Raw genomic sequence first — 5,777 nt, forward strand, 5'->3', positions numbered from 1 at the left:
CGGTGGGGCAGGTGGCCGACCGCCTCGTGCGGCTCCCGGTCGGCGAGGAGCTCGCGGCGCTCGCGCGGTGCCGCGCCGCGGCGCTCGTCGCCGCCTCGCCCTGATCCGTGACGCGAGAGCTCCGTGGCCCGACGCGGGGGCCCGGCGGCGCGCGGGCAGAATGGTCGCGCACGCCCCCCCGTGAGGAAGGACCTCCATGACCCGCCTGCACGTCCCCGTCGCCCTGCGGTGGTCGGACCTCGACGCCTACGCGCACGTCAACAACGTCGAGATGTTCCGCCTGCTCGAGGACGCCCGCATCACGGCGTTCTGGACGCACCCGGAGGCGGGCGAGGCCGCGTGGCCGACGGCCGTGCTCGAGACGGGCCCGCACGCGACGAGCCACACGCTCGTCGCGCGCCAGGAGATCGAGTACCTGCGCCCGCTGTCGTTCACGCGCACGCCCGTGCGGGTCGAGCTGTGGGTGGGACGCCTCGGCGGCGCGAGCCTCGAGGTCTGCTACGAGGTGCACGACGGCGCACCCGGCGGCTTCGCGAGGACCGGCCCGACGTCGGGCGGGGCGGCCTACGCGAAGGCCGCGACGACGGTCGTCGTCGTGGACGCCGCGACCGGCCGGCCGCGGCGGATCAGCGACGCGGAGCGCGCGGCGTGGGAGCCGTTCGTCGAGGAGCCGCTCGCGTTCCGTCGCCGGGGTTGAGCGCGCCGCGCGCCGCGTCCTGCGCCGCCTGCGCGACGTTGCGCTGCATCCCGCCGAACACGATCCCGTGGAACGGCTTGACCGACCACCAGTAGAGCTGGCCGGCGAGCCCGTGGGGGTAGAACAGGGCGCGCTGCGCGAAGTACGTGCGGTCGGGCCCGCTCGCCTCGTCGGGCGTGGGGCCCGGCGTCGAAGGGTCCGCGGCGTCCGGCAGCGCGGCCGCGGAGTCGTCGACGCGGAGCTCGAGCCACGCGAGACCGGGCACCCGCATCTCGGCGCGCAGCAGCAGGCGGCTGCCGGGCTCGATCGCCTCCACGCGCCAGAAATCGAGCTCGTCGTCGACGCGCAGGTGGTGCTCGTCCCGGCGTCCGCGCCGCAGGCCGGGCCCGCCCACGAGGCGGTCGAGCAGGCCCCGCGCGCGCCACGCGAGGGACCACGAGTACCAGCCGCCCTGCCCGCCGATCTCCTCGACGACGCGCCACAGGACGTCGCGCGGCGCCTCGACGACGGTGCGCCGCTCGTCGACGTACAGGGAGCCGCCGGCCCAGTCCGGGTCGCTCGGCAGCGGGTCGGACGGCGCACCCGGCACCGACGCCGACGACCAGCGCGTGCTCACCTCGCCGTCGTGGATGCGCTCGAGCGCGAGCCCGACCGCGCGGTCGAAGCCGATGAGGCCCTCCGGCGGGTCGGGGACGTACTGCCGGATGTCGTGCTCGCGGCACACGACCTCGTGCTGGAGCGACTCGACGAGCGGGCGCGCGATGCCGCTCGGCACGGGCGTGACGAGGCCGACCCAGTGCGACGACAGCTTCGGCGTGAGCACCGGGACGCTGACGATCCGCCGCCGGGGCAGGCCCGCGACCCGCGCGTAGCGCTGCATCATGTCGCGGTAGGTGAGGACGTCGGGCCCGCCGATGTCGAACGCGCGCGACACGTCGCCGGGCAGGCTCGCCGCGCCCACGAGGTAGCGCAGCACGTCGCGGACCGCGATCGGCTGGATGCGGTTGTCGACCCACCTCGGCGTCGTCATCGCCGGGAGGCGCTCGGTGAGGTAGCGCATCATCTCGAAGCTCGCGGAGCCGGAGCCGAGGATCACCGCGGCCTGCAGGACCGTCGTCGGCACGCCCGACGCGAGGAGGATGTCCCCGACCTCCTTGCGCGACGCGAGGTGCGGCGACAGGGCGCCCTCCGGCACGTCGGGGTACATCCCGCCGAGGTAGACGATCCGGCCCACGCCCGCCTCGCGCGCCGCGCGCGCGAACGTCAGCGCGGTGCGGCGGTCGCGCGCCTCGAACGTCGGGCCGGTGCCGAGCGAGTGGATCAGGTAGTACGCGACGTCGCACCCCTCGAGCGCGGAGCGGATCTCGTCGAGGTCGCTCGCGTCCGCCTCGACCGCCTCGACGCGGTCGGCCCACTCGCGCCCGGCGAGGCGCGCGGGGTTGCGGGCGAGGGCCCGCACGTCGTGCCCCGCGGCGAGCAGCTCCGGCACGAGCCGCCCGCCGACGTAGCCCGTGACCCCCGTGACGGCGGCCTTCATCCGAGCAGCTCCAGCACCTCGCGCTCGGCACGCGTCTGCGACCGCGTGCTCCCGATCGTCTCGCCCCGCTCCCACAGGTCGAACAGGCGCGGGTCGATGTACGAGGCGCGCGCGACGGCGGGCGTGTTGCCGAGCTCCTCGGCGACGTCCTTGACGATCGCGCCGACCACGCGCTTGCGCGCCCGCTCGGACCTCGGCGCCGCGCCGGCGTCGGCGAGCGCGCGGGCGGCGAGCACCGTGGCGTGCCACGTGCGGAAGTCCTTGGGCGTCGCGTCCGGGCCCAGGCGGTCCTTGATGTCCGCCTGCACGTCCGCGCTCGTCACGTCGCGCCACACCGCCGCGCCGGAGGCCGCTTTGGACTCGCGCCACGCGAGCAGCTCGACGCCGCCCCGGCGGCGCTTGAGCGTCGTGACGAGCTCCGCGACGACCGGGTCGTCGACGACGACGTCGCGCACCTGCCCCGACTTCGCCGGGTAGTGGAAGTGCACGCTCCCGTCGCGGCGCACGCGGGCGTGCTCCTTGCGGATGGTCGCGAGGCCGTAGCTCTTGTTCTGCTTCGCGTAGATCTCCCCGCCCGCGCGGAAGTACGCCAGGTCGAGCAGCCGGAAGGCGAGGGCGAGGACCTTCTCGCGGGGCATGCCGGGCAGCTCGAGGTCGCGCGCGACGCCGCGCCGGGCCGCGGGCAGCCGCCGTCCGACGTCGAGCACGTGGTCGTGCTTGCGCCGCGCGCGCCGCACCTGCCACTGCTCGTGGTACAGGTACTGGCCGCGGCCGGCGGCGTCGCGCCCGAACGCCTGGATGTGCCCGTTCGGGTAACGGCAGATCCACACGTCCTGCCAGGCGGGCGGGATCGCGAGGTGCGTGCAGCGCGCGAGCTCGTCCTCGTCGGTCAGGGGCACCCCGTCGACGTCGAGGAAGACCCACGCGTCGCCCTTGGGGCGGCGCGAGTACCCGGGAGAGGTGACGGACACGCGGCGCAGTCGCACCCGGTCAGTCTGGGGCGCCGGGGCCGACGCCGCAGCCCGGACGGCCGTGCGCGGTCACGGCCCGCCGGGGATCACATCCCCGGGAGCCGGACCATGCCCTCCTGCGCGATCGAGGCGACGAGCGTCCCGTCCTGCGCGAACACGCGCGCGGCGCCGAGACCGCGCCCGCCCTGGGCGCTCGAGGACGACTGCACGTACAGCAGCCACTCGTCGACGCGCGCGTCGCGGTGCCACCACATCGCGTGGTCGAGGCTCGCGACGGAGATGTCGGGCGTGACCCAGCTCGCGCCGGCCTGGCGCAGGATCGGCTCGAGCATCACCTGGTCGCACGCGTACGCCATGAGGGCGCGGTGCAGCAGCTGGTCGTCGCCGACGTCGCCGCGGGCGCGCATCCACACCATCTGGTGGTCGCTCGGCTCACGGTCCGGGCCGAGGTAGAGCGAGCCGCCGACGTGGCGCAGCTCGAACGCCGAGTGGTGCGACCAGAAGCGCGCGATGGGGTGGTCGATGCCGCCGAGCACGTCGAGCGCGGACGGCACCGAGTCGGGGTCCGGGGCGTCGGGCATCGGCGAGGAGTGCTCGACGCCGCCCTGCTGCTCCTGGAACGACGCGATCATCGACAGGATCGGCTTGGCGTGCTGGATCGCGTGCGTGCGGCGCGCGCTGAACGACCGGCCGTCGCGCAGGCGCTCGACCGCGAGGTCGATGGGCACGTCGAGCCCGCCGGGGCGCAGGAAGTACCCGTGCAGCGAGTGCGGGAGCCGGCCGTCCGGGACGGTCCGCCCCGCGGCGAGCAGCGCCTGGGCGAGCACCTGGCCGCCGTAGACGCGTCCCGTCGGCTGGTGCACGCTCACGCCGCGGAAGTGCTCCGGGTCCGCGGCGGAGCCGTCGCCGTCCCCGATGCGCTCGAGCTGCAGCACCTCGAGCAGGTGCCCGAGCGGGTTGGGCACCTGCGTGGCGGGGGCCGCGTCCGACGTCGGGCCGGGGGAGGGCGTGCCGCCGGCGGCGTCCGCCGGTGCGTCGGTGGTCTCGGGCGCGGGCTGCTCGGAGGTCACGGGTGCGGGGGTCCTTCGCTCAAGGGGTGGGGGCGATGACGGTGTTGAGGGCGGTGGGGGCGGTCGACCGGGGTGCGGCTCAGTCCTCGAAGGTGTTGAGGAGGGAGTGCGCGGCGCGCTCCAGATAGTCCCACAGCGTCGCCTCGTGGATCGGGGCGAGGCCGAGGGTGGCGACCGCGGCGCGCATGTGGGCGAGCCAGCGGTCGCGCGCGTCGGGGTTGACCTTGAACGGCATGTGGCGCATGCGCAGACGGGGGTGGCCGCGCTGCTCGCTGTACGTCGTCGGGCCTCCCCAGTACTGCTCGAGGAACGCCGTGAGCCGCCAGCGCGCGGCGGCGAGGTCCTCCTCGGGGTACATGGGCCGCAGCACGGGGTCGGTCGCGACGCCCTCGTAGAACGCGTCGACGAGCCGCACGAACGTCTCGTGCCCGCCGACCTCGTCGTAGAACGAGCGGCTGGGGCGGGTCGGGGCGGGGCTCGCGGCCGGGCTCGGGCTCGCGGCCGGGGGAGCACCGTTCGTCATGCCGGCGACGGGCAGCGTCGGGCGCGGGGCGGGATCGGTGGTCACGACCCCATCCTCGCACCGCGGGTCCGACGGTCCCGGCCCGTCGGACGGCGTGCGGCGAGCGTCACAGCCCGAGCGCGGCGAGCTGCGGCAGGTTCTCCCGCACGACGGCGCGCGCGTCGGCGGCGCTCTCGGCGTCGAGCGCGAGCCGCCCGACGCGGCGGCACTCGTCGAGGTCCACCTCGCGCAGGAGCGCGCCGACGTCGGCGATCGCGCGGGCCGTCATGGACAGCGACGACACCCCGAGCCCGACGAGCACCACGGCGAGCGCGGGGTGCGACGCCGCCTCCCCGCACACGCCGACGGGCCGCCCCTGCTGCGCGCCGCCCTCGCACGTCGCCGCGACGAGGCGCAGCACCGCGGGCTGCCACGGGTCCGACAGCTCGGCGAGGGAGCCGAGCAGGCGGTCGGCGGCCATCGTGTACTGCGTGAGGTCGTTCGTGCCGATCGACGCGAAGGCGGCGCGCGCGAGGATGGGCCCCGCGAGCAGCGCCGCGCTCGGCACCTCGACCATGACCCCCGCGACGCCGAGACCGTGCGCGTGGCAGCGCTCGACGAACCACTCCGTCTCGCCGACGGTCGAGACCATGGGGGCCATGACCCACACCTCGGCCTCCTCCGCGGCGGCGGCCTGCGCGATCGCGTCGAGCTGGTCCTCGAGCAGCCGGGGCCAGCGCGCGGCCGTGCGCAGCCCGCGCACGCCGAGCGCGGGGTTCTCCTCCTCCGGCGCGGTGAGGAAGTGCAGCGGCTTGTCGGCACCTGAGTCGAGGGTCCGCACGACGACCTTGCGGCCCGGGAACTCGCGCAGGACGGTGCGGTTGTTCGCCCAGCGGTGCGCGTGCAGGTGGAACGTGTGGAACGTGTTGCCGTGGCCGATGCAGATGAACTCGACGCGCTCGCCGAGGTTCGCCTCGAACATCGGGGTGTTCGGCGCCGC

General features: G+C 75.6%; 6 protein-coding genes. 1 reads left to right on the plus strand and 5 read right to left on the minus strand.

All coding sequences use genetic code 11. The annotated features are described in order from the left end of the window. Nucleotides 1-196 precede the first annotated feature (196 nt). A complete protein-coding gene (locus JZ5iCDA_RS15050) occupies nt 197-697 on the plus strand; it encodes an acyl-CoA thioesterase (protein ID WP_069387892.1) in 501 nt (166 codons plus the stop codon). Here JZ5iCDA_RS15050 and JZ5iCDA_RS15055 read toward each other — a convergent pair. From JZ5iCDA_RS15055 to JZ5iCDA_RS15075, 5 genes are all read right to left on the minus strand, one after another. Then, the gene (locus tag JZ5iCDA_RS15055; protein ID WP_083260056.1) at nt 627-2,234 is read right to left on the minus strand and encodes an SDR family oxidoreductase; all 1,608 of its coding nucleotides are present in this window, start codon (nt 2,232-2,234) and stop codon (nt 627-629) included. The genes JZ5iCDA_RS15050 and JZ5iCDA_RS15055 overlap by 71 nt on opposite strands. Further along, nucleotides 2,231-3,220, minus strand: a complete 990-nt coding sequence (locus JZ5iCDA_RS15060; protein ID WP_069387893.1) for a DNA topoisomerase IB — start codon at nt 3,218-3,220, stop codon at nt 2,231-2,233. The genes JZ5iCDA_RS15055 and JZ5iCDA_RS15060 overlap by 4 nt, the downstream gene beginning before the upstream one ends. Before the next feature lie 71 nt (nt 3,221-3,291). After that, a complete protein-coding gene (locus tag JZ5iCDA_RS15065) occupies nt 3,292-4,170 on the minus strand; it encodes an acyl-CoA thioesterase (RefSeq protein WP_083260057.1) in 879 nt (292 codons plus the stop codon). Nucleotides 4,171-4,354: 184 nt separating this feature from the next. Further along, nucleotides 4,355-4,798, minus strand: a complete 444-nt coding sequence (locus tag JZ5iCDA_RS15070; protein ID WP_083260058.1) for a globin — start codon at nt 4,796-4,798, stop codon at nt 4,355-4,357. A 106-nt stretch (nt 4,799-4,904) separates the two neighbouring features. Continuing rightward, nucleotides 4,905-5,777: putative PEP-binding protein (locus JZ5iCDA_RS15075; RefSeq protein WP_366246681.1), on the minus strand; the 873-nt coding region annotated here is incomplete at its 5' end.

Origin of the sequence: Cellulosimicrobium cellulans (genome assembly GCF_001722485.1) — a bacterium.
GTDB classification, from domain to species: Bacteria; Actinomycetota; Actinomycetes; order Actinomycetales; family Cellulomonadaceae; genus Cellulosimicrobium; species Cellulosimicrobium cellulans_A.

Coding starts and splice junctions, on each gene's coding strand:
- JZ5iCDA_RS15050 (WP_069387892.1), top strand. CDS start 197: ATGACCCGCCTGCACGTCCCCGTCGCCCTGCGGTGGTCGGACCTCGAC.
- JZ5iCDA_RS15070 (WP_083260058.1), bottom strand. CDS start 4,798: ATGACGAACGGTGCTCCCCCGGCCGCGAGCCCGAGCCCGGCCGCGAGC.
- JZ5iCDA_RS15055 (WP_083260056.1), bottom strand. CDS start 2,234: ATGAAGGCCGCCGTCACGGGGGTCACGGGCTACGTCGGCGGGCGGCTC.